Below are 22,041 nucleotides of genomic sequence, written 5' to 3'. Positions count from 1 at the left end.
GCATGAAAAAGGATGCAGAGGAATGGATCAACCGTTACGTGGACGCTTATATGGTTGTGACCAGGCAGATTAATGCCAGACTCAGGGATATTTTTGGCGAAGGGCTGACGAATGACCAGTTCCTGATTCTCCGGCTGATTGCCGGACAGGAGAAGTGTACCTCCACCTATTTGGCTGAGGCAGTGGCGGTGGGCAAGAGCTCAATTACGGCTATTATCAACCGGCTGGACGAAGCGGGAATGATTGAGCGGACCCGTGATGAGAATGACCGCCGGCAGGTGTATCTGACGATGACGGAGCATGGCAAAAGTGTCTACAGCACTTCCGAGAAGCAGATGCAGGAGGTTATCTCCCCCTACTTGTTCCACTTCGAGGATCACGATATCGAGCGGTTCATTACGATGTTTGAGAAGCTGGCATTTCTGATGCAGGAACCAGGAGGTAGAAACAATTGAGAACCATTTTAAAATCAAGATGGGCAATTATCGCTATATGGCTGGCGGTGGCAGTAGTGTTATTCCTGACCGCCCCGGCTATGTCCGATCTGGTACGGGAGAAGGGGCAGATCTCGGTCCCGGCAGGATACACTTCGTCAAAGGCCGCCGAGATCATGAAGGAAGTGGCAGAAGCCAAAGGCGGGGAAACGGTACATCAGGTTGCGCTTGTGTTCAACAAGCCGGAGGGCCTGCAGGCTGCGGACACCGAGAGTATTAAGCAAGGCGCTGAGAAGCTGGCCGCGAATAAGGATTCCCTGAATCTCAGTGCGATTACCGATCCTTTTACACAGCCTGAACTTAAGGATACCCTTATTGCCAAAGACGGCAATACGATCATGGTTGCTTTGTCGGTGCAGGGCGGAGAGGAAGAGGTTAAAGAGCTGCCGGCCAAGGCCGGGGCATTGCTGGGTGACGTCACTGCTGATCATTATATGACCAGTGAAGGGCTGATTACAGAAGATACGATTGCCAGCTCGGAAGCCGGGCTGAAGAAGTCGGAATACATTACAGTTGTCTTTATTCTGCTCATTCTGTTCGTTGTGTTCCGCTCATTCGTAGCGCCGTTTGTGCCGCTGCTTACCGTGGGGCTGAGTTATATTGTGTCACAGTCGGTTGTGGCTTTTCTGGTGGACCGGTTTGATTTTCCCCTGTCCACGTTCACACAGATATTCATGGTCGCAGTTATGTTCGGGATCGGGACGGATTACTGCATCCTGCTGATCAGCCGGTTCAAGGAAGAGCTTGCCCATTCCGAGGATACACAAAGTGCTATTATCTCAACTTACCGTAAAGCGGGCGGTACCGTATTCTATTCAGGGCTGGCGGTGTTCGTCGGATTCCTGGCGATCGGCCTGTCCAAATTCATGCTATACCGTTCAGCCGTCGCGGTGGCTGTCGGGATTGCCGTGATGCTGCTGGCGCTCGTGACGATTGTACCGTTCTTCATGGCGGTGCTGGGCCAAAAGCTGTTCTGGCCGTCACGCGGCAAGCTGGAGCACAGCGAGAGCCGGATTTGGGGGGCGGCAGGCTCCTTCTCCCTGAAGAGACCCTGGGCTGCGCTGCTGATTGTGGCAGTCATCGTTGTACCGTTCCTGCTTACATACAGCGGGAAGCTGAGCTTCAACAGCATGGATGAAATCGGCTCGGATTACGCGTCGGTCAAAGGCTTCAACATTATCTCGGAGAGCTTCGGTCCGGGTGAGTCGATGCCGGGCAAGATTGTCATTAAGAATGATGACCGGATGGATACGGCTGAATATATGGGCCTGGCCGAGAAAATCAGCCGTGAGCTGGAAAAGGTGGACGGAGTCAAGGCTGTGCGCAGCATGTCCCGTCCGACCGGGGAGCAAATTAATGACTTCCTGATCCCTACTCAGGTCGCTACGCTCGCCGACGGGCTGGATCAGAGCAATGAAGGCTTAAGCAAAATTCAGAGCGGGCTTGCAGAAGCAAGCGAGCAGCTGAAAGAGAATGGGCCGAAACTTACAGAGGCCGCATCCGGGAGCGCCAAGCTGACGGAAGGTACAGCTGAGCTCAAGGAAGGCATCGTTGCGCTGGGTGACGGCCTGTCGCGTATTGAGAACGGCATCCGCAGCGGATCAGCCGGAGCCGGAGAGATTAAGGCCGGCCTCTCGCAGGCGGCGGCAAGCGCGAAACAGCTGGCAGCGGCCAATACGGCGCTGCTCGAAGGCTACAAGAAGATCGGCAGCGGCCTGACGGCGCTGGATGGAGGGCTTGCCGGCCTGCAGACACAGCTTCAGGGTGTTGCAGATGCTCTGACAGGTCTGGAAGGCTCCTTCGCAGGACTTGAGACTGCACATCCGGAGCTGCTGCAGGATATCAATTACCAGACGATCAAAGGTACAGTGACGCAGAGCGGCGCTGGAGCTGCAGGGCTGGCCGGAGGGCTGGGCCAGATATCGGCCCAGCTCAAAGGTGCGGCAGCGGGCCTGAGCGAAGCCAATGCCGGTTATGCCAAAGCGGCAGCAGGCCAATCCGCGCTGGCGAAGGGGCTGGATCAGCTGGTGGCCGGTATCGGCCAGCTGCAATCCGGCCTGAATCAGGCGGCAGACGGACAGGGGCAGATTGTCGGCAAGCTTCCGTCCATCACCAGCGGGCTGGATCAGCTGCAGGGCGGACAGCAGCAGCTCGCGGACGGTTTCGGTGAGCTTACAGGCCAGCTCGGCCAGCTGACAGATGGTCTTACACAAAGTGCGGATGGCCTGGGACAAATCACAGGCGGCCTGAGTTCCGCACAGGATTACCTTAAGCAGATTCAGGATGCCAAGGATGACGAGCTGAGCGGGTTCTTCGTACCGGCAGAGGCGCTTGAAGCTGACGGCATTCAGCAGGTATTTGATACCTATCTGTCCGGAGACCGGAAGGTCATGACACTGGATGTTGTATTCGCTGAGAATCCATACAGTGCTGAAGCCATTGACAGTGTCGGGGATATCCAGGCGGCGGTGGACCGCGCCGTGGCCGGTACGAAGCTGGAGAATGCGGAGACAGCCATGAGCGGCGTGACCAGCACCTACAGCGATTTGCAGAAAATCTCTAATGAGGATTACACGCGGACGGTGATTCTGATGCTGGGCGGTATTTTCATCATATTGGTGCTGCTGCTCCGGTCAATCATTATGCCGCTGTATCTGATTATCTCCCTGCTGATTACCTACTTTACAGCACTGGGCGTAACGGAGGCGATCTTCGTCCATCTGCTGAACTATTCCGGGATCACCTGGACGACTCCGTTCTTCAGCTTCGTCATGCTGATTGCCCTCGGGGTAGATTATAGTATCTTCCTGATGGCCCGGTTCAATGAGAATAAAACATGGGATGTGCGTGAAGCCATTCTGCATGCCATGCGGAATATGGGAACGGTAATTCTGTCAGCCGTTGTTATCCTGGGCGGTACATTCGCCTCGATGTATCCTTCAGGGGTGCTGTCGATGATGCAGATTGCCACCGTGGTGCTCTCGGGTCTGGCCCTGTACGCATTGCTGTTCCTTCCGTTCTTCGTGCCGGTAATGGTGCGGCTGTTCGGGCGGGCCAACTGGTGGCCGTTCAGTACGGCAGCTGCAGAGGAAAAGCCGAAAACCCTGAATCTCTAAGGTTCAGTATTATCTGATAGGATACAATAAAGAGCAGGCTTCCAGTTTAATGGAGCCTGTTCTTTGCTGTTTACATAAGAAAAGAAAATAATGTTCGTACTGAGGTAACCTTATGCGCCTGTGCTTCAACTAAACAGATATATACAAACTAACAAGCGGGAAGCAGCAGCATCCCGAAGGAAGGGAGGAGATCTACCCTGGATACCGTACAAGAGGATCTGGTCCGGCGTGCACAGGCAGGCGACAGTGAGGTCTTCATCCAACTGGTGAAGAGTCTGGATAGGCGGATGTACAGTATGGCGAAGTCCATGGTCAGGAATGACGAGGATTGTGCGGACGCCATGCAGGAGACTGTGCTGAAGGCATTTAGAACAATCTCCGGATTGAAAGAGGCGGCCTATTTCAACACTTGGCTGTTTCGTATTCTGATTAATGAATGCAACATGATCCTGCGCAGACGGGACAAGGTGGTAGTTATGTCCGATCCGCCGGAGAGCATAGAGTCCTCTTCTTCATCCGCCGAAGATATAGATCTGCGTCAGGCGATCAGCGGGCTGGAAGAGGTATCGCGGACGATTGTTAAGCCGCATTATTATAGGGATTGAGGCTACAGGAGATTGCAGAGCTGCTTGAGCTGTCAGAGAGCGCAGTCAAAACCAGACTGCACAGGTCCAGAAAAACCTTATATCAAGCTCTCGCGCAACCCGTAGAAAGGAAGGTGAACGAATGAGTCAGCAGCCATTGGAGAGCAGGCTGGAAGGCCTCAAGGAAGAGCGTCTTCCTGAACTGCCGGAAGTTGTGCACACACGTATGGAGAAAACTTACCGGATGATCGTTGAACGGGATGAGGCAAGCTTGGAGGAGACTCCAGACAAGGACATCTCCAAACACAGGAGCAAACGTAGCTGTCTGTCCCGGCTGATGATTAGTGCCGCATCTGCGGCCGCCGGGCTGGTGATCATTGTTAGTCTGGGGTTCATCTCTCCGGCAATGGCAGAGACCCTGAAGCAGCTGCCCTTCATGGAAAGTGTATTCAGACTTGTAGGGGATGCCGGGCTTCAAAAAGCAAATAAAGCAGGTCTAACCACAAATATTCAGCAGAGCGTTACTCAGGACGGGACGACGATCAGTGTGTCGGAACAAATGTATGACGGAAGCCGCTTGTCAGTGGTGCTTACCCGTGCTCAAGCAGACGGTGGTGACAAGGGGAAATGGTTAGATTTGACCCGTATGGGTGAGGAAGCGGGAGGAATCAATAATATTGAGTTTCGGGTGAACGGAAAATCGGTGAATACGGGAAATGCCATGGCTTCGGGAGGGACGGGTGCACCTGACTCTGTCATCGTTACAGCACTGAGTGGAGTTAATCTGCAACTCCCTGAGCAATTTGATCTCACCATGTTGGTCTCTATTAATGGAATTGATCAGCCATTCCGCTTTGAGTTTCCGGTGAGCAAGAATACATTGGGCGATCTTGTGATTGTTCCCGGAGAGGTCAAGGTACATGACCATATTCATTTGCGGGTCACGCGGCTGGAACTAAGCCAAACATCGACCCGGCTGCTAACTGAAGTTACGGGAGACCCCGGAGCGGATATCAAGGCTATAGAGGAAGCCATTCCAGATAAAATACAAGCAACAGGGGAGTTTCATTTTTTGGTTCGAGCTGTGGGATGGGCAAGGGCAAGAGGCCGTTATGGTAGATGGCAGCAGTAGCGGTAACGGGCATACGATATCACAGAGCAGTGTCTTTGAACCTTTTGAGAAGAGGCCGGAGAGTATCATAATCAAACCTTACGTCTGGAAAGACGGGCATAAGCTATATATTCCTGAACTTGAAATAACGGTTCCTGTAAAATAACCCAAACAACCTCCGGGGCACGGTAACGTGCAGCGGCCGGAGGTTGTTTGCGGTAAAGGTCCTGTATCATTAATAATATGCCGCTCAGCGCAGCTTGGCGAAATAACTGCGCAGCGCCCAGCCGCGTTCCTGTCGTTTCTTGTATTTGGGTAATGAACGGTAAATGGCAAGCGATTCGGCAAAAGCACGCTTGGCATCTTCCTCGCGCCCCAAAGCCTTGTACATGGAACCCGCCAGATAATAAGCTTCGCTGGAGGAGGTCTGAATCTCCTGGAATTGGCTCACATAGTAGAGGGCCTTATCGTGGTCCGTATGCCGGAAGGTTTCGGCGAGCCGAAGGTAGGGCTGCCCGTATTGCGCCCTGCGGTTGATCTCCAGTCCCTTGAGCATCTGGGACTCTCCTTCGGGAAGCTGGCCAAGCTTGAGGTTGGCGTACCCCAGTTCTACCCAGTATTCAGCGGAGGTCTCATAACGGTCGGCGATGGCCATCAGCAGTTCCTTGGACTCGCTGTAGCGTTTGCGCTCTGTCAGCAGCCGGGCAAGGTCGAATTTGGCGGTTACATCATTCGGGTTCTGTGCAATGGTCAAGCGCAGTTTGGAAATCTGGCGGCTGCGGCGGAAAGGCTTGGAGAAGCTGGGCAGAATGCCCACATAACGGCGGTCTACGAAATATAGAACGACGAGCAGAATGATCAGAGCCAGAAATGGATTGCCGAGCAGACGGTACAGCAGCAGGAAACCTAGAATTTTAATCATGGATAATGAATTCCCTCCGTTATAGTTGTGTTTATGTAAGCTTCCTGCAAAAATTAGAGCAGTATGGCAGGGCAATTATACCATATCCTCCTTTTTTAAGGCCATGGCCTTATTATGCAGTGTTTAATGGCACTACAATTGACAGCCTGTAGGGTAAGACTTAAGCTTTGTGTACAGTTATATTGTCTCATAGCTATATAAGCTCTTACATATTGTATTCAATTAATTCTCTGAGAGAAGGATGAAATATGGAGACACTCGCAAGCAAGGTCAATTTACGCCCGCTGGGACAGTCAGATTTATCCGTATCGCCGCTTGGACTCGGCTGCTGGCAGTTCAGCCGGGGAAGCGGCATTGTAGGCCGCTACTGGAGCAATCTTACCGATACGGATATTCTAGAGATCGTGAAGATCAGCCTGGAAGGCGGTATGAACTGGGTTGATACAGCAGAAATCTATGGAGGGGGCAAATCGGAAGAGGCGCTGGCTCATGTGCTGGATCAGCTCCGGAAGGAGGGCAGTCCGCATGCCGCACCGCTGATCGCTACCAAGTGGTGGCCGCTGCTGCGGACAGCCGGCTCCATTACCGCAACGATTGACCAGCGTATCGCCTGTCTGGGAGGAAGAGGAATTGATCTGTATCAGATACACCAGCCGTTCTCCTTATCCTCCATTGCCAGCGAGATGAAGGCCATGGCAGGACTTGTGCGGGCAGGCAAAATCCGTTATGTAGGCGTAAGCAACTATTCGGCCAAGCAGATGGTTGAGGCACACCGGCTGTTGAAAACCTACGGGCTTCCGCTTGTTTCCAATCAGGTCAAATACAATCTGCTGCACCGCAATATCGATCAGAACGGGACTCTGGCCGCTGCCAAGGAGCTGGGGATTTCCATTATTGCCTACTCTCCATTGCAGCAGGGCATCCTGACCGGACGCTTCCACAAGGATCCGTCGCAGATTGCTGCAGTCTCCCGGATCCGGCGGATGCAATCGGGTCTGGACGATGCCAGTCTGACCCGCAGTAAGCCGCTGATTGATTCTCTGGGTAAGCTGGCAGAGAAATATGAGGTGACACCGGGCCAGGTTGCCCTTAACTGGCTGATTCACTATCATGGCGACACCGTAGTTGCCATCCCGGGAGCATCCAAAGCCCGCCATGCCCGGGAGAATATCGGAGCCATGGCCTTCCGGCTAAACCCGGAGGAGCTGGAACTGCTGGATGAAGCGTCCTGGGCAGCAGTGAAGAAATAATGCGGAATTAGGGGCGTTTTAGCTGCATTTCGTACAATTAAATCAACTGATTATCGAATGACTGGGGGGTTAACTGTATTTCATACAGCTAAAACCCCTTCTTTCGTTAAATATGGACTTTCGGCCATTTTTAATTGTACAGAATACAGCTAATCCGGCACATTCCGTTTATTGCTACCTTTTAATTGTATGAAATACAATTATCCGCCGTTTGGGACTTCTGAGAGTTCACATACATAATCAGGCAGGTGCGGGTGCTGGCTCTTTCTGCGTAGGACATATTGAGGGCTAATCAGACCGAGGGAGTGAACTGGAATGAATGAGAAATGCTGGGTAGTCGTACAATATCCCTTGAATAGCATTAAGGGGAGCCAGCGCGATGAATGGTTGAGGGATAAAGTAACGGAATATCTGAATAAATACTTGGCTGATGCTGAACTCGGCTATGTGGATGGTTATGAGTTGGGCAAAACGGTGTCAGACCCGCATCAATTTGCGCTTAACATCTTTTGTGTCGTTACAAATGAACAACGGGGTATGGCTCTGATCAAAAAGGTATTAAGAGAGCATAGGCTTGATTATACCCGGATAAAAATGGCCATGATGCCCTTTGAGGGCGGAGGAACCTATACGCTGAAATATGCCTCTAAGAAAGGCGTGACTGATTTTTCGTTATAATGTCTTCACCCTATCATTCAGGGCTTGTGTATCACGTAACGTGATGGAATAAGATTGGTTCATGAGGTGAAGATCATTACAGGTCGTTCGCAGCTCTCCTCCATTAATGATGTTAATACAAAGATAAGCTTCAGCGGCGGACCCGGACTTTATTTTTCAAGTCTGGGTCCGCTATTTCCATTTTTCTGAGATAAAACTGTTTAGGAATTGAAAGAGCAGGTTATATAAGGGATAAGATATTTCGCACTCACGCAAACTAAGGTGAAGATTACAGAAGGAGGTTGAACTTCAATGAGTATGAGCGTACATAATCTTATGGCTTTTAATCATCAGTTTTTTAGACCTCAGCCCGTTCTCAATCCTAAGCCGCAGAGATCAGAAGACAAAGTCCAGAGCTTTCAGGAAGTTCTCAATGAGAAGCTCAGTGCCTATGGCGATAGGAAGAAATGAATCTTTACTAGGAACCACCAGATGCAGAATATATCGCAGCAAACTATAGAACCAGCAGAAGCAGGTGCCTTCCATCATAGGAAGGCACCTGCTTTTTTTGCAATATTTATCTGTTAACTCTTCTTGCTTGTGTTGGTTAAACCTTCAATTTCTATTCTCTTATATTGGCGGCTGACTGCAGACGTGCTGCAATAGCCAGAAATTCCTCTTCGGAGAATCCCGGTGCGAATTCTTCCGGTACTTCAGGTGCATCGGGAACCGGAAATCCCTTAGGCGAGCCTTCGATGACTTCAAGCGGCTGGCCATCCTCCGGATGCGGTCCCTTCCAGATCTGCTTAATCGCCGTGAAATCACCTTCACTGTTCGTGTACAGCTTCGTGTGCAGTCCGCGTGATTCGTATTTGCGTGTCTCGTTGAAGGCTTTGTTGCTGAGGGAAGGGATGGGGACGAGTTTGCTTACATCAACTCCCGTAGCCATCTCCAGCGCTTTGGCATAAGCCACGACATGGACTCCGCCGCGGACGAGCAGATAGCCTACTACTTCACGTGCTGCCGGATGATCCGTTAATTCGTACACCTTCATTTTGTGCGCACGGGCTCCGCATTCCAGGAAGAAGTTGTGCAGCAGATCGAGAATCAGGTTCCCGCTGTTGAACACATATTCCCCGCTCCAGGGACGGCCCATCGAGTCAAAAGGCATAGACGACTGCGCACCGCTGAGCGCAAAATAAGTGTTTCGCGCATCTTTGAAAGGTTCAAGCGGAGTCTGATCCGGGTCCTTGTACGATGTCGATCCGAACAGGCATTTATTGACCGCATGTGACACCAGCTCTACATGCCCCAGCTCTTCGGCAGTGATGCTCGTAACGAGGTCATAGAAGGGCTTGAGCTTTTTTTTGCCGCGGAAATTGAAGGACTGGAACAGATAGTTGTTCAGCGTCGACATCTCGCCGAATTTACCGCCCATCAGCTCTTGAACTGCAGCCGCGGCATTCGGGTCTGGACGCTCTACTTCGGGAATCTCAATGGCAATTTCGTCAAAGCGCTTGAACATAAATGCACCTGCCTAACTATAGATTATGGTTAGCCTGTCGGCCATTCTCCGCTCTATAGTGTCTCTATAACAGGCAATCTATTCATGCCTAATGCGAGGCGGCCTAACGCCCGCCCCGCACATGCTTGGATTTGCGGAGCCTGGGCTCGGAACCTGGCGGCTGCCTGGTAATCCATTTGAGATAAGCGGCAATCTGTGAATCACGCCTCAGGTTGTCCAGCGTGGTCAGGTTAAGAACAACCAGATCGCTGTTGGTATACAGGGCATGAATCTGCCGGTGGCAAGCCTTGCAGAGAAGTGTGGTAGGCAGCAGCGCTCCGCCTTTCTCCCGGGGAGTCAGATGATGGACGGTGGTTGCGAGAGGGGAACGGCCGCATAGCTCACACTTGCCCAAGGCTTGTTCTTTCATGGGCTACGGCCGGACTTCGAAGAATTCGCAGCGGCTGCGCGAATAATAGGTTAAATCGCTGACCCGGGACTGGATAACAACATCCGAGTCAGTGAAACGGACCACCGTCGCACCTGAATTCACCAGATGGTCATCCTGGAATACACGGACGGGCAGCTTGCGGTCAATCGCTTCCTGCAGATCGCTGTCGGTCAGCAAAGGACGGTTGATGGGCATGGGGTAATTCTCCTTTATATCGGGATAACTGCTGTACAGCAAATACAATTAGTATAACTGGGTCCAGGCTTCAAATCCACTTCGGCAGCTTTAGTCACCGGATCTCCACCGCGAACAGCAGATGAGATGAAGAAATCTGGGGGCGGGCAGCGGCCGGAAGTCCAAAGGTTCACCGCAGTGACGATGAAGCTTCAAGTTCAAACTTAAGTGCGTCTTATATGAATCATAAATATTTCCACCATAAACCGGGAGTTTGCCTCCTCAAAAAAAACATCTGCCTACTGTACACTAAATCTTGTAAGAGAAACCTTTGAGAGGGGTACAGAGGAATGAAAAAAGTAAAAAACCTGGCGCTGACGCTGGTTTCCATCATGCTCATGAGTTCGCTTGCGGCATGCGGAGGAAACAACAACGGCGGCAACAAGGCTGCAGAAGGAAATACAGGCGGCAACGCAGCAAGCACTAATGCACCGGCAACTGAAGGGGCTAATACAGAGCCAGCAGAGAAGGTAGAGCTGTCCTTCTGGACACTGGGTAACGTGAACTATGAAGAGCTGGCTACTGAATACACTAAGGAACATCCGAATGTAACCATCAAGGTACAGAACACCGGTGACCAGACGGCCCACCACAACAACCTGACCACAGCGTTGTCGGCCGGTTCGGGCGCACCTGATATTTTCCAGCTTGAAATCGGTTTCATGGAACGCTTCCTGGGCGCACAGGACAAATTCTACAACCTGAACGATCTGGGTGCCAAAGACATCCAAGCCAACTATCTGGACTGGAAATGGAAACAGGCATCTTCTATTGACGGCAGCTTCCAGCTTGGACTTCCGACAGATATCGGACCAACTGTAGTCTATTACCGTACCGATCTGGCTGAAGCAGCCGGCCTGCCAAGCGATCCTGAAGGATTCAGCGCAGCGATCGATACCTGGGATAAATTCGCTACTGTAGCCAAAGCCTTCAAAGATAAAACCGGTAAATACTTCTCCGATCTGACGGATCTTACGTACAACGCGTTGCGTGACCAGTCTGCTGACGAAATCTACTTCAGCAAAGCGGACGGAACCTTCATCGGCGACACCAATCCGCAAGTGAAGAAAGCCTATGATTTTACTGTAAAAGGCATTCAAGAAGGCTGGATCAGCAATGTTATGCTCTGGTCGCCTGAATGGGGCCAAGGCATGAACGACGGTTCGTTCGCAGTGGTAATGGGCCCGGCATGGATGGCTGGTAACATCAAGAGCAACGCACCTGATTCCTCCGGCAAATGGAAAATTGCCCAGCTTCCTGAAGGAGCCGGCAACTGGGGCGGTTCATTCATCACCCTTCCTAAGGAAGGCAAGCATTCGAAAGAGGCATATGATTTCATCCAATGGCTTGTTAACAAAGACAACCAGCTGGAATCCTTCAAGACCAAAGGTCTGATGCCTTCTATCCCTGCACTGTATGAAGATCCTGCATTCGTAGACTTCAAGGATGAGTTCTTCGGCGGTCAGCAGACAGCTGTTGAATTCGGTAAAGCGGCTAACCGCGTTAAACCGGTATACTACGGACCGCTGCATGACCAGACGGATACCTTCTTCAAGAATGCGCTCAAGAACGTACTTGAGAAGAAAGCTGATCCGGCAAAAGAGTGGGAAGATGCTGTAAAGCAGTCGAAAACTCTGGCAGAGCGCGGCTAAATTCCTGGTGACGCTAATCTTAGTCTATTGAGGAAGACGATTCCTCAAATGTCCGGATTCACGGAGAGCTTCATCCTCTGTGAGTCCGGATTTATATTTACGAATTCACTGGAGGTGTGACATGGCTGAGCCCGTATTAGCGAGTCCGCATGCCGAGAGCAAACGTCCTTTTTTGACCGAACAAAGACGGAGCCGCTTCACTGCGTATACATTTATTTCACCGTTCTTTATTCTGTTCTCGATATTCGGACTGTATCCGATCTTCTTCACATTCTATTTATCGTTCTTCAAGTGGGATGCACTGGGTCCCATGAAATACGTGGGCTTCAAAAACTACGATCTGATCACCAGCGATCCGACCTTCTGGATCTCATTCAGCAACACGCTGATCATGGGCCTGATGGGTACTGTGCCGCAGGTGTTCCTGGCGCTGCTTCTGGCTGTGCTGCTCCACTCGGGCATGACCCGGTTCAAAAAGACTTTCCGCATTCTCTATTTCATGCCGAATATCACTTCCATCGTTGCCGTTACGCTCGTATTCAGCACCTTGTTCGGTAACAACGGAATGATCAACTGGCTGCTTAACGGAATCGGTGTAGAGAGCATGGCGTTCAACTCCGGCTGGTGGGGAGTCAAAATCGCCATTTCAACGATGGTGATGTGGCGCTGGACGGGCTATAACGCGATTCTGTTCCTCTCCGGACTGCAGAGTATTCCGATGGATCTGTATGAATCTGCCCGGATCGACGGGGCTAACCGCAGACAGCAGCTGTTCTCCATCACCTTGCCGCTGCTTAAGCCGTTTATTATTTTCGTAACCCTGCAATCGACAATTGGTGCCCTGCAGCTCTTCACAGAGCCGTATGTTTTCCTCGGCCAATCCGGAACCGGATCTACCCGGCAGGAAGGTATCACGATGGTTACCTATTTGTATAGCGAAGCATTCCGCAACGGATTCTTCGGTACTGCGGCGGCTACAGCAGTTCTGCTGTTCCTCGTTACGATACTGTTCTCTGTCCTGAATATGCTGATTTCCAGAAGCGGCAGCAGAGAGACTGGAGGGAAAAAAGCGTGAGCACACTTCGTATGTTCAGAAAAAAACCGGATGATCTCGGCTTTTTCGGCAAGCTGGGCTTCTATTGTCTGCTGATCCTCGGGGCACTGGTCTCTATCTTCCCGTTCTATTGGATGTTCGTCGTTGGTACGAATGACAAGGGAGCCGTGTTCCATGTACCGCCGCTATTGACAGTTGGAGACCAGTTCTTCGACAACTTCAAGCGTGTGCTGGAAAAATCGGACTTCTTCCAGGCGCTCGGCAACTCGCTGTTCGTATCGTCCATGGTGACGATCTCGGTCGTGTTCTTCTGTACACTGGCCGGTTATGCGTTCGCCAAATATGAATTCCCGGGTAAAAATATGCTGTTTGTATTCGTAATCGCTACACTGATTGTTCCGCAGCAGCTCGGGGTATTGCCGACCTATGTTATTATGGCTAAGCTGCACTGGATTGACAGCTTCAAGGCGCTGATTGTGCCGGCGATGGTTAATGCATTTGGGATTTTCTGGATGCGCCAGTACATATCCGCTGCGGTTCCAACCGAGCTGATTGAAGCCGGACGGATCGACGGAGGCGGGCACTTCAGAATTTTCTGGAAGATTGCGGTGCCGGTAATTACACCTGCAATGGCTACACTGGGTATTCTCAACTTCATGACCGTATGGAATGATTTCTTCTGGCCGCTGGTGGTGCTGAAGAACAAGGAGCATTATACAATACAGATTGCTCTGCAGCAGCTGTTCACTACCCGTGACGGTCTGGATTATGGAATGATTATGTCCGCAACCTTCACGGCAACCTTGCCGCTGCTGGTCGTATTCCTGCTGTTCAGCCGCTGGGTTATTGCCGGTCTGACCTCAGGCGCTATCAAGAGCTGATGAACTGTTATTGGCTGTAACAGGAAATATAGAATGCTGTGAAGAATAATAATAAACAGAGTCAGCAGGAGGAAGGGACCATACATGAAGCTCCGCCGCAAGATCTTGTTCGCTATTATTCTTCTCGTATTCATTCCCGTGATCGTTATGGGGATTGTTACGTATGTCAATTTCTCCAATGCCATGGAGAAGAAATCAAGCAATTTCTACTGGATTTCATTGCTGGAGACGGACCGCAAGCTCAAGTTCGCGCTCAGCGAGATTTCATCGATTACCAATTCTGCGATCACGCAGCCGGCGATTCAGCAATCGCTCAAGCAGCAGAACTTTGTGCTTACCTATGACCGCAAGCAGGAGATTAACAATCTGCTGATCAATCATCCGATGGTCACTTCCTTCAGTCTGTACGGTAAAGACCGGCTGCTGTATCAATACAATGCGCCGATGTCTTTTGCCGATATGCACAAACAGGTCTGGTTCGGAGCGATGGAGAGCGCTGAAGGGCGTCCCGTCTGGTCCGGTCCCGGAGAGAACGGCTCGGCAAGCGCGGGCAAACCGGTGCTGGTACAGGCCAGAGTCATTAAAGATTATTATTCACTGGAGGATATCGGCTATCTGGTTGTGTATGTCAAGCCGGATTTGCTCGATCAGATCTTCTGGGAAGCGGCGACCCTGAAAAAAGGGGATATTCTGCTGGTGAACAAGCAGGGCAATATCGTCTTCAACAAGTCCGGAGAGTATATTGGACAAAGGACGGATTTTCCTTTTTTGCAGGAGAATTATACCCAGGAGCAGGACTATTACATTGACAATTATCAAGGAGAGCGGTCTCTGATCACTTTCCTGCCTTCACATAATACAGACTGGTATCTGGCCGCGATTACCCCGATGAATCTGATTTCATCGGAATCGGTGTCCATCCGCAATATCGCCATTATTCTTGGGATGGTATCGCTGCTGTCTGCTTTTCTGTTCGACCATTATTTCATCCGCAGGCTCGTCCGCAGCATTAACAGTGCGGTGAACGGGATGAAGCGGGTCAAGCAGGGGATATTCATGCCGATCACGGTGCCGCTCCGTGCCAATGATGAGAGCGATTCGCTGATCGACGGCTTCAACCGGATGAGCTCGCAGATCAATGAGCTGATCGAGCAGGTACAGACCGAGCAGGGGCGCAAGAAGGAAGCGGAGATGCAGGCGCTGATGGCGCAGATTAACCCGCATTTCATCTATAATTCACTGGAATCCATTAACTCGATGGCGGTGCTGGCCGGCAACAGGGATATCAGCAAAATGGTCATCTCGCTCGGCAGGCTGCTGCGCATCAGCATCAGCCAGAATCAGGAGCTGATTCCGCTGCAAATGGAGTTCGAGCATGTCCGCCACTATCTTGATATTCAGAAGTTCCGTTTCGAAGAGAAATTCTCGTATGAGCTGGACCTGCCCGATTCCCTGAAGATGGTGATGACCCAGAAGCTGATTGTCCAGCCAATCGTAGAAAACGCTTTATATCATGCCATTGAGCAGATGGAGGAGCATGGCACCATTACGGTCAAAGCCCAGGAGAACGGCAAGGATATCATTATAATCGTCAAGGATAACGGGCCGGGCTTTGACCTTGCGGTGCTGATGAGCCAGTGGAACAAGGAACGGGCCAATCTGAGAAAATACAGCGACAGCGGGGTAGGGCTGAAGAATGTACATGAGCGCTTGAACATCCGGTTCGGCAATCCTTATGGCATTCTGGTCTGCTCATCCCCCGGCTTCGGATCAGCGGTTTGTATCCGCATTCCGAAGATTCAGCCATCATGAGAAGGAGAAACGGAATGAAGGACCAGCGGAACGTTGCGAGATGGTTGACCAACTGGGGGTGGATTCTGCTCTACATCGTGCTGATGTCCGGTGCGGTCTGGTTCATTATGCAGGAGGACCGGGAGCCGATTGAAGATAACTCTCCCGAGAAAATCACCTTAACCTTCCGGCACTTCTGGAACAAAGAGCATGACCGGCCGCTGCTGGCCATCTTCGAGGAGGTTGTGCGGAGCTACCAGGAGAGCCATCCGAACGTGAAGGTGAACTTCGAAGGACTGGACCAGAACATTCACCGGGAACAGAAGCTTAAGAGCGAGATGGTGACGGGTACGCCGCCGGATATGTTCGTTTTGTTCGGCGGGGCGGAGATTGAGCCCTATGTCCGCTCGAACCGGCTGATGGATCTGACCGAGTTCACGGACCAGAACGGACTAAGCAATCAGTTTAAGGACCTGCATCTGTGGACCTTTAACAAACATATTTATGGCCTGCCCATTGAAGGCAATGCAGAGCCGCTCTATTACAACAAAACTATTTTTCATAAGCTTGGCCTGGAAATTCCGGAAACAGTGGCGGAACTGGACGAGACGATTGTGAAGCTGAAGCAGGCGGGCTATATCCCGTTCGCCCTGGGGAATGAGGACCGCTGGCCTGCCGGGATATTCGCCCATTACTTAATGGACCGCTATGCCGGGCCGGAGCTGATTCAGGAGCTGGTGACAGGCGAGAGTGAAGCCGGATTTCAGAACAGCGGCTATATGAAGGCCTTCCAGCATCTGAACCGGTGGATCGGCGAGGGCGCTTTTAGCAGCGAATCCAACGATACGTCAACCGAGAATGCAGTGCGTCTGTTCACTGACGGGAAGGCGGCGATGTATCTTAACGGTAACTGGGACATCAACCTTTTCTCAGGCCAGACAGCCCCGGCGGAATTCCAGAATCAGGTGGGTGTGATTCCGTTTCCGGCAATGGTCAAAGGGGCGGAGCCGTCGATTGCCGGCGGCTACACCATGGGGATCGGGCTGTCATCGAGCCTCACCGGTGCGAAACGGGAAGCTGCGCTGGAGCTGATGAAAGGCTTTTATACCAAGGAAATCCAGACGCGTATTGTGTATGAAGGCCTAAGAATACCTTCAATGCGGATTGCCTTCGATCCGGATAAGACCGGACCGGTATTCGCCCAGGTGATGGAGCTGATGGAAGAGAGCCACCAGAGCTTCGTACCCTACGATAATCTGTTGTCTCCTGAAGTGAAGAAGACATTCTTAAGTGTGATTGAAGAGATGATCGGTGGAGGAATGCAGGCCGGTCAGGCTCTGCAGGAGCTGCAAGACGCGTCCAAGCAATACTGGAATCTGATCCGGAGCTCGGACGTTCAATAAAGCCTGGGGGGGTGCAATAAAATGAGTGAGCATCAGGAGAAATATAAAGTATTGCTCGTGGATGATGAGCCGATTATTCTGCGCAGCCTGAAGGTTGCGATTCCTTGGGAAGAGCTGGGTTTGACTATTGCTGGTGAAGCGAAGAACGGGGAGGCCGCTCTGCAGCTGATTCAGGAGACCTCACCGCAGATCATCATCAGTGATATCCGCATGCCGGTCATAGACGGGATTGCTCTGATGAAAGAGGTGCTGCCGCGCAGCTCCAAGCTGATCTTCATCTTCATCAGCGGCTACGGTGAGTTCGAGTATGCCAGGGAAGCCTTAAGGCTTGGCGCGTTTGATTACCTGCTGAAGCCGATTGATCATGAGGAGCTGGCGGTGATGCTCACCCGGGCCAGAGAACGGCTCGACCGCCAGAAGGAGAATGAGCAGCTTATGCTCTCCGTCCAGACCTTGTCGCTGCTTGCCCGCGAGCGGATGCTGGCCGAGTTCACGCTCGGCAATCCGCGCCCGCTGCAGCATCTGAAGTGGCTGGAGAACAGTGAGCTTGAGGAAGAATATTTCATGGCCGTTGTCCGTCTGGACGACTATGCCGGCCTCACGGCCAAGTGGAGTGCAGAAGAAAAGCATCTCTGGCTGTTCGCGGTCCGCAATATCCTGGAGGAATGGTCGCTGGAGAACGGGGCGCTGTCGATCTTCCCGTTCTATAACGGGGAGTGGATTCTGCTCTTCCCTGCCGCCATCAGCACCGGCAAAAGAGCGCTAGGTGAACAGCTGATCAACGGTATCAAGCGTTACTCTAAGCTGAACTGCTCTGTGGGCATCAGCCGCACCACCCGGGGGATAGATCAGTTAAGCACGGTGTATCCCTTGGCCGCACAAGCCTTGTATCAGCGTTTCTATTCCGGCCAGGCGGGCGTGTTCATCGAAGAGGAGACTGCGGCAGCCGGCAGCCGTGAGGTGAAATATCCCAAGGAGCTGGAGCTCTCGCTGATTGAGAGCATCCGCACACTGAACCTGGAGCGTATGCTTGCCCTCTTTGATGAGATGTCTGTCTTCATAGAATCCCAGGCCCTGCCGCAGCAGCTGGCGGAACGCCTGATTATTGAGATGAGTGTGGTGCTGTACCGGCAGTTCGAGCATCTGAACACGCATAATGAATGGTCGGTAGAGGGTCTCTTAAGTAAGCTTAACGGCTTGGGAACACTGTCGGATATGATTGAAGCGCTCAAGACGGAATTCCGCGAATGGCTGCAGCAGAGTCACAGTACGGCAGCCCGCGAAGACGGGCGCAGCATCATTGAGAAAGTCAAACGGTACATTGAATCCAATTACCACAAGGATCTCAGCATCGAGGAAGTGTCCGAGGTGGCCGATCTCAGCATCAGCCATTTCTGCACCCTGTTCAAACAAATCTCGGGCTATACCTTCCTGGAATTCGTCACCCACTGCCGGATGGAGAACGCCAAGTACATTCTGCAGAACAGTACGGTGAAGGTCTATCAGGTGGCTCCAATGGTCGGTTATCAGGACCCGCGGTATTTCACGCAAGTGTTCAAGAAGGCTACGGGCAAGACGCCGACGGAGTATCGTGAGGAGCATGTGAAGCAGGCATGATGCAGCGGGGCGGCTCTAACCGTAAAGAGCAGATAAGGAAAATAGGAAGTTGGAACATTGGAACGTAGGAACATAGGAACGTAGGAATATAGGAACATAGGAATATAAGCATAAGAATATAAGAATATAAGCATAAGGACGAGCACAAGCACATTGAGCACCTTCGGGTGCTTTTTTTTATGGGTATATAACTGAAGATAATTGCAGTATCCCCTCTGGTTTCACCGGACGCGATCCAAGGGAGTGCCAATGTATGCGAAAAATCGAATACAATGTGCATCCGCGAAGGTAGACGAGCCAAATGTATGCGAAAAACCGAATACAATGTGCTTCCGCGAAGGTTATCGGGTCAAATGTATGCGAAAAACCGAATACAATGTGCCTCCGCGAGGGTGTTAGGGCCAAATACATGCGAAAAATCGAACACAATGTGCCTCCACGGAAAAATGAGGAGGATAAGGGGAGTTTGTTTGCTGGAGGCAGCCCAAAAGTAATCTAAATGAAGTAATGTGCGGTGGTCTTCTTAATATCTTATAAGCTGAACAAGCCGCACAAGCTCTACAAGCTCCAGGATCTTTCACTTGATCGGAGCTTTTTTATGGAACAGTGTCCGTCTGTGACGTTATAGGATTCGAGCTACATTCACAGTTTTGAATTAGATCAATGAAATAATAATCTATTTTATAACTAGACAAAATAACTTAATATCTATATATTAATAAACAGATTAGATATATATCTATTTAGTCTATATTAATGTATGGGGGATAGAATCGTGTTAAGGAACAAATATGTAAGAACGATTATTATGTCAAGGGTATTGCTGCAGCTCGGAGTATGGGTGAGGAACTTTGCGATTCTGCTGTATGTGACGGATATTACGCATAATGATCCCTTCTATGTCTCGCTCATTTCGGTGGCCGAATATGCTCCGATCTTTCTGTTTGCCATTATAGGCGGTACCTTCGCGGACAGGTGGCTGCCCAAACGGACGATGATGATCAGTGATGCGTTATCGGCATGTTCCGTCTTTGTAGTGCTGGTAGTTGTCATATCCGGATCGTGGAGAGCACTGCTGCTGGCCACCCTGGTATCAGCTATATTGTCACAGTTCTCGCAGCCTTCTGCGATGAAGCTGTTCAAACAGCATGTGCCTGAAAATCAGCTGCAGAGTGTGATGGCCATGTTCCAGTCGCTGTCTGCTTTCTTTATGGTAATTGGTCCGGTAATCGGCGCTTTCATCTATAATCATTACGGGATTGAGGTATCGCTGGCTGTAATGGGCGGTATGTTCATTGGCTCTGCGCTCATACTGGGCCTGCTGCCCAAAGACGCGCCGCAGCAGGCCGGAAAGACACGGAACGGGATCATGGCTGAAATGAAATCCGGACTGGATTATGTGCGTTCGAGCCGGGTGCTGAGGAATCTGGGCGCGGCTTTTGCGTTTGCGGGGCTTGCCGCAGGGCTGATTCAGCCGCTGGGGGTATTCGTAATCATTGAGAATCTGGGCAGGGACAGAGGGTTCCTGCAATGGATCATGATGGCGAACGGGGCATCGATGCTGCTCGGCGGAATGCTTATTATGAGCAAAGGCAAAGCCGTGAAACCACAGACAATGCTGGCCTTCGGCCTCCTGGTCAGTGCGGCTGGAACGGTCGGCGTGGGGTGGTCGCATCATACAGCATTTACGATCACACTGCAGACGCTGACCGGATTCTTTTACCCGTGTATCCATATCGGCATCAACACACTGATTCTGCGGAATACCGAGGCCGGCTTTATGGGCAGGGTTGGCGGTATTATGGGGCCGATGTTCATGGGCTTTATGGTGATCGGAATGTCTGCGGCAGGTTATTTGAAGGAAGCCTTCTCGCTGTTCACGGTATTCACCGGAAGCGGCATACTGTTCCTGATCGCGATGCTGATTCTGCTGCCGATGGTCAGGGCGAAGGAGTCCGGACGGCAATCTCTTCAGGGGTGACTATGACATATGTCATACACCGGGGTTGATGTTTGTGACTTACAGGGGTGACACTTTCTTCTCTATAATGTAGAGAGATAAGTATCCTTGAATGGATGCATCCGAGGAGGAAACGATCCCGATGACTACAAACCAGACATCCCAGCTCTCCAGCTTGAAGAAAAGCGTAGCCCCTTACGAAAAAACAGACCGTAAAGCGAGCATCTACCAGCTTATTAATACACTTGGGCCACTAGTGCTCCTATGGACTGCTGCTTATTTCAGCTTATCCGTTTCCTACTGGCTGACGCTGCTGTTCGCCGTTCCGGCTGCAGGCTTTGTCATCCGCACCTTTATTATTTGTCATGACTGCTGTCACGGCTCATTCTTCAAGAACCGCAAAGCGAACGATATTTTCGGAACAATAACCGGTGTGCTCACTCTGGTCCCTTACCGCCAGTGGAAGCATAGCCATTCGATACATCATGCCGGAAGCAGCAACCTCGACAAAAGAGGCACCGGCGACATCTGGATTATGACCGTGGATGAATATGCAGCCGCGAAACCGCTGCAGCGACTATACTACCGGATCTATCGTAACCCTCTGGTTTTGTTTGTACTCGGACCCATTGCCGTCTTCGTGATCCAGTACCGTTTCAACGCCAAAGGTGCCAGACGCAAGGAACGCATGAATACGTATTTGACGAATGTCTCGATAGTGGCTCTGTACGGTACGATGATTATGCTTGTCGGTTGGCAGGCATTCCTGCTGGTGCAGCTGCCGGTTGTGTTCGTCTCCGGTTTTCTCGGCATTTGGCTGTTCTATGTGCAGCATCAGTTTGAAGATACCTACTTCGCGCATGATGAGGAATGGAGCTATGTCAACGCCGCAGTAGAAGGAAGCTCCTATTATAAGCTGCCGAAGCTGCTGCAATGGATTACCGGTAACATCGGTTTTCACCATGTGCATCATTTGAGCCCGAAGGTGCCCAATTATAATCTGGAGCTGGCCCATAATGCCACCCCGCCGCTGCAAAAAGCGACAACCATTACGCTCAGCACCAGTCTGCAGGCCTTGAAGTACCGTCTGTGGGATGAGGAGCACAAAACGTTCGTCAGCTTCAAGGAAATGAAGCAGCGGCTGCAGCAGAAGAAGCCTGCGGCAGCAGAGGTGCTGAAGGTAATCAAACCGGGATTCCAGAGTAAATAGTAGCCGCCACAGAAGAGGAAGGCAGGACCGGGAGCGCAGTTGCCGGGCCTGTTCTTTCTTTTTGTCCGAAACATTGCGTGGAATTGCCGGTTGCAGGTTCGTTTATGCTAAAATGGGGGTATAATCTTGCTGGCAAAAAGGATGGCTAAC

Annotated in this window: 20 protein-coding genes; 16 read left to right on the top strand and 4 right to left on the bottom strand. The window is 51.3% G+C overall.

The window, feature by feature from the left end; all coding sequences use genetic code 11:
• Positions 1–2 precede the first annotated feature (2 nt).
• The 5 genes from NYE33_RS25475 (at position 3) to NYE33_RS25460 (ending at position 5,326) form a co-directional block, all read left to right on the top strand.
• Complete coding sequence (locus NYE33_RS25475) at positions 3–455, top strand: MarR family winged helix-turn-helix transcriptional regulator (RefSeq protein ID WP_042136684.1); 453 nt, start codon at positions 3–5, stop codon at positions 453–455.
• Positions 452–3,610, top strand: coding sequence for an MMPL family transporter (locus NYE33_RS25470; protein WP_341068156.1), 3,159 nt, complete (start codon positions 452–454; stop codon positions 3,608–3,610). Before NYE33_RS25475 ends, NYE33_RS25470 begins: the two co-directional genes overlap by 4 nt.
• 296 nt (positions 3,611–3,906) lie before the next feature.
• Positions 3,907–4,215: a sigma factor gene (locus NYE33_RS25465; RefSeq protein ID WP_341068154.1), complete on the top strand. Its 309-nt coding sequence runs from the start codon at positions 3,907–3,909 to the stop codon at positions 4,213–4,215.
• Positions 4,212–4,340 carry a sigma factor-like helix-turn-helix DNA-binding protein gene (locus NYE33_RS36585; protein WP_144026122.1) on the top strand — a complete coding sequence of 43 codons (129 nt, stop codon included), beginning with the start codon at positions 4,212–4,214 and terminating at the stop codon, positions 4,338–4,340. Before NYE33_RS25465 ends, NYE33_RS36585 begins: the two co-directional genes overlap by 4 nt.
• On the top strand, positions 4,337–5,326 hold the full coding sequence (locus NYE33_RS25460; RefSeq protein ID WP_341068153.1) for a DUF4179 domain-containing protein: 990 nt from the start codon (positions 4,337–4,339) through the stop codon (positions 5,324–5,326). The genes NYE33_RS36585 and NYE33_RS25460 overlap by 4 nt, the downstream gene beginning before the upstream one ends.
• A gap of 229 nt (positions 5,327–5,555) precedes the next feature.
• Here the strand turns inward: NYE33_RS25460 and NYE33_RS25455 are convergent, their stop codons facing one another.
• Positions 5,556–6,227 (bottom strand): tetratricopeptide repeat protein, encoded by a 672-nt coding sequence (locus tag NYE33_RS25455; RefSeq protein WP_042136688.1) that lies wholly within the window; start codon positions 6,225–6,227, stop codon positions 5,556–5,558.
• Positions 6,228–6,475: 248 nt separating this feature from the next.
• Here NYE33_RS25455 and NYE33_RS25450 point away from each other — a divergent pair, with 248 nt between their 5' ends.
• The 3 genes from NYE33_RS25450 (at position 6,476) to NYE33_RS25440 (ending at position 8,605) form a co-directional block, all read left to right on the top strand.
• Positions 6,476–7,477: an aldo/keto reductase gene (locus NYE33_RS25450; protein WP_042136690.1), complete on the top strand. Its 1,002-nt coding sequence runs from the start codon at positions 6,476–6,478 to the stop codon at positions 7,475–7,477.
• A 315-nt stretch (positions 7,478–7,792) separates the two neighbouring features.
• Positions 7,793–8,155 (top strand): hypothetical protein, encoded by a 363-nt coding sequence (locus NYE33_RS25445; RefSeq protein WP_341068149.1) that lies wholly within the window; start codon positions 7,793–7,795, stop codon positions 8,153–8,155.
• Positions 8,156–8,446: 291 nt separating this feature from the next.
• Complete coding sequence (locus tag NYE33_RS25440) at positions 8,447–8,605, top strand: hypothetical protein (RefSeq protein WP_179093555.1); 159 nt, start codon at positions 8,447–8,449, stop codon at positions 8,603–8,605.
• Between the two features lie 151 nt (positions 8,606–8,756).
• Here NYE33_RS25440 and NYE33_RS25435 read toward each other — a convergent pair whose 3' ends face one another.
• The 3 genes from NYE33_RS25435 to NYE33_RS25425 all read right to left on the bottom strand — a co-directional run bounded on the left by NYE33_RS25435 (position 8,757) and on the right by NYE33_RS25425 (position 10,284).
• Positions 8,757–9,659, bottom strand: coding sequence for a manganese catalase family protein (locus tag NYE33_RS25435; protein ID WP_042136694.1), 903 nt, complete (start codon positions 9,657–9,659; stop codon positions 8,757–8,759).
• A 103-nt stretch (positions 9,660–9,762) separates the two neighbouring features.
• Complete coding sequence (locus NYE33_RS25430) at positions 9,763–10,068, bottom strand: HNH endonuclease (RefSeq protein ID WP_042136695.1); 306 nt, start codon at positions 10,066–10,068, stop codon at positions 9,763–9,765.
• A 3-nt stretch (positions 10,069–10,071) separates the two neighbouring features.
• A complete protein-coding gene (locus tag NYE33_RS25425) occupies positions 10,072–10,284 on the bottom strand; it encodes a hypothetical protein (protein ID WP_039298136.1) in 213 nt (70 codons plus the stop codon).
• Positions 10,285–10,613: 329 nt separating this feature from the next.
• Between NYE33_RS25425 and NYE33_RS25420 the strand changes: the two genes are divergently transcribed.
• The 8 genes from NYE33_RS25420 (at position 10,614) to NYE33_RS25385 (ending at position 21,891) form a co-directional block, all read left to right on the top strand.
• The gene (locus tag NYE33_RS25420) at positions 10,614–11,975 is read left to right on the top strand and encodes an ABC transporter substrate-binding protein (RefSeq protein ID WP_042136697.1); all 1,362 of its coding nucleotides are present in this window, start codon (positions 10,614–10,616) and stop codon (positions 11,973–11,975) included.
• 121 nt (positions 11,976–12,096) lie between these two features.
• Positions 12,097–13,050, top strand: a complete 954-nt coding sequence (locus tag NYE33_RS25415) for a carbohydrate ABC transporter permease (RefSeq protein WP_039298140.1) — start codon at positions 12,097–12,099, stop codon at positions 13,048–13,050.
• Complete coding sequence (locus NYE33_RS25410) at positions 13,047–13,910, top strand: carbohydrate ABC transporter permease (protein WP_039298142.1); 864 nt, start codon at positions 13,047–13,049, stop codon at positions 13,908–13,910. The genes NYE33_RS25415 and NYE33_RS25410 overlap by 4 nt, the downstream gene beginning before the upstream one ends.
• 84 nt (positions 13,911–13,994) lie before the next feature.
• Positions 13,995–15,722 carry a cache domain-containing sensor histidine kinase gene (locus NYE33_RS25405; RefSeq protein WP_039298143.1) on the top strand — a complete coding sequence of 576 codons (1,728 nt, stop codon included), beginning with the start codon at positions 13,995–13,997 and terminating at the stop codon, positions 15,720–15,722.
• A 14-nt stretch (positions 15,723–15,736) separates the two neighbouring features.
• A complete protein-coding gene (locus NYE33_RS25400) occupies positions 15,737–17,104 on the top strand; it encodes an ABC transporter substrate-binding protein (protein WP_340946267.1) in 1,368 nt (455 codons plus the stop codon).
• A 21-nt stretch (positions 17,105–17,125) separates the two neighbouring features.
• Positions 17,126–18,721, top strand: coding sequence for a response regulator (locus NYE33_RS25395; RefSeq protein ID WP_341068146.1), 1,596 nt, complete (start codon positions 17,126–17,128; stop codon positions 18,719–18,721).
• 775 nt (positions 18,722–19,496) lie between these two features.
• The gene (locus NYE33_RS25390) at positions 19,497–20,702 is read left to right on the top strand and encodes an MFS transporter (protein WP_341068144.1); all 1,206 of its coding nucleotides are present in this window, start codon (positions 19,497–19,499) and stop codon (positions 20,700–20,702) included.
• A 121-nt stretch (positions 20,703–20,823) separates the two neighbouring features.
• Complete coding sequence (locus NYE33_RS25385) at positions 20,824–21,891, top strand: fatty acid desaturase (RefSeq protein WP_340946262.1); 1,068 nt, start codon at positions 20,824–20,826, stop codon at positions 21,889–21,891.
• Positions 21,892–22,041: the final 150 nt, after the last annotated feature.

Source organism: Paenibacillus sp. FSL R10-2199 (assembly GCF_038000235.1).
GTDB classification, from domain to species: domain Bacteria; phylum Bacillota; class Bacilli; order Paenibacillales; family Paenibacillaceae; genus Paenibacillus_AQ; species Paenibacillus_AQ phytohabitans.
The sequence above is the reverse complement of the archived record's forward strand: the minus strand, read 5'-3'. Positions and strand labels throughout refer to the sequence as shown.